Genomic DNA, 2,004 nt, shown 5'->3' on the forward strand with positions numbered 1-2,004 from the left:
GGGGTGACCGCCCTGACCGGCACACGCGGCGTTCATGGCCACGATGACGGTGGCGACGAGCCCTACCCGCGCCAAAAGCCCTCGGCATCACAAGTGACGATCAAGCCCCGTGTGGTCGCCATCGAAAGAGACGGTCAACAAAACACGATGGTCTCGATCCCGTCTAGACTAGTCCAAGGGTTCGCGACCATCGTCCCAGCTCAGAGCCTATCCAGGCGTCTCGCCACGCCCAGAGTTTTTCAGGTCGAAGTAACTACCCCGCTGCCGGGACTTCGCCCGGCAGCGGTGGCCCTTCGGGCAGTTTCGGCTCACCGGAGGCGCTTGCACCGTGGCGGTCTTAGGTTGGGGCGATGGCCGACGATTTCAGCCTTCGTTACGCGAATCTGCTCACCGGCAGCTACGACTGCGTGGATCGGATCGTGCTCAACGCGTTCTTTCCGCTCGGGCACAACGCGGGCGGGTTCCGGGTGTGGTGGCGACACTGGCATGACGACAGCGACGCCGAGCTGGACAACACCCACCTAATGCGGCTGGCCGGGCGTTTCGCCCGGCGGGTTAAGGCCTGGGGGGCGGCCAACGCGGTCCCGGTGATCTTCTGCAAGGCCGGCGAGCGCAAGCACCGCATCGCCGAGGAGTACCTGGCCACCCACGAGATCAAGACAGGGGTGTTCCTGGTGCTGGCGGCCAAGGCGCCGGCGCCGGTGTGGAAGGTGAAGCGGTCGGCGGCGGGCCGGATCGTCAACATCGAGAGGAGAACCGAGTACGTCAATCACTATTCGTTTCACATCATCGACCCGGTGTGGGGGCATGTCACCATCAAGATGTCAGGGCATCCACCGTTCGGCGCGCAGATCATCCTCAACGGCCACGAGTACGTGGCCCGCCAGGCCCAGGCGGCGGGGATAGCATTCACCAAGGCCGGCAACTGCTTCACCGCGGTCGCCGACCCCGCGGGCCTGGCTCGGATCGCAGATGCCTTGTCGCAGGATGCGACTGTAGGGCGGCTGAGTCAGGTCTGTCGGCGGTGGATCTATTCGGCGTGCCTGTGTTTCGGGCTCGACCTCGACGAGCAGCAGAAAAGCGGCTTCGTCTACGGGTTCGCCGTATACCAGCTCGAGTACAGCCGCAACCTGATCTTCGCCGACGGGCACCGCATGCAACGGCTCTTCGACACGGTGGTGGACCGGACCCGCTCCCGGCTGGACGTGCCCAAGCTGCGCACCCTCTTCGGCGCCAAGGCCCGGCCGCACCGCGACCGGAAAAACTCCTCGGTGATCGAGGCCGCGATCGAGACACCTAGCTATGACCTGACCGTGTTCAAGCTGCACTTCGCGCGGCTGACCACCAAGGCCTGCGCTGGATTGTGTGGATACCGGATTTCTCCCCGACGGTTGTGCTCGATTGGCTGCCCACCGCGTCGCTGCTGGGTGCCACCCGGGTCGGCGGCGTCGACCTCAACAAACCACGCATGCGTGACGCACTGCGCGCAGCCCTCGCGCTGGCCCCGGCACCGCACGGGTTCACCGTCGCGAAGTTCGTCGCGAAGGTCCACGGGCTCACCGGACCAAACCGACGCCGACTACAGCATCCGCCAAGCGGCCTACGACCTGCGCTAAGCGGCTAATATCAACTCGGGATTGGCGACAGGCGGCGGACAGCCCGATCGACACACTAATAATCGACGTATATCAATGAGTATATCCTTGACGGATGCGAATCGGCTTGAGAAAAGTTTGGTGCCCAATTGCGAGCTCACGCGATTCGGAGGTGCACGGTAAATTCCTATGTGGCGCATGCGATTCGAAAGGTAGGACTAAAACTAAATGACGCCGGCTGCGCTTGTCCTGTGGGACATTGACCGTACCTCGACATTTCACGTAATTGACCGGTGTCGAGTGTCGTGAACGTGAAAGGTGCGCTGCCTCAAGGATAATCATGGTTTCCGCGCCGTAGCTATCCGAGAAGAGAGCGCACCTGACAGATGCACGATAACAGTGATTGGTC

The 2,004-nt window shown here is 62.8% G+C and carries 1 protein-coding gene; it reads left to right on the forward strand.

Going from position 1 to position 2,004, the window contains the following annotated elements; all coding sequences use genetic code 11:
• Positions 1-350 precede the first annotated feature (350 nt).
• Positions 351-1,616, forward strand: coding sequence for a hypothetical protein (locus tag VMD50_RS06375; RefSeq protein ID WP_325425962.1), 1,266 nt, complete (start codon positions 351-353; stop codon positions 1,614-1,616).
• Positions 1,617-2,004: the final 388 nt, after the last annotated feature.

It is taken from the genome of Mycobacterium sp. (genome assembly GCF_035506235.1).
Classification (GTDB): domain Bacteria; phylum Actinomycetota; class Actinomycetes; order Mycobacteriales; family Mycobacteriaceae; genus Mycobacterium.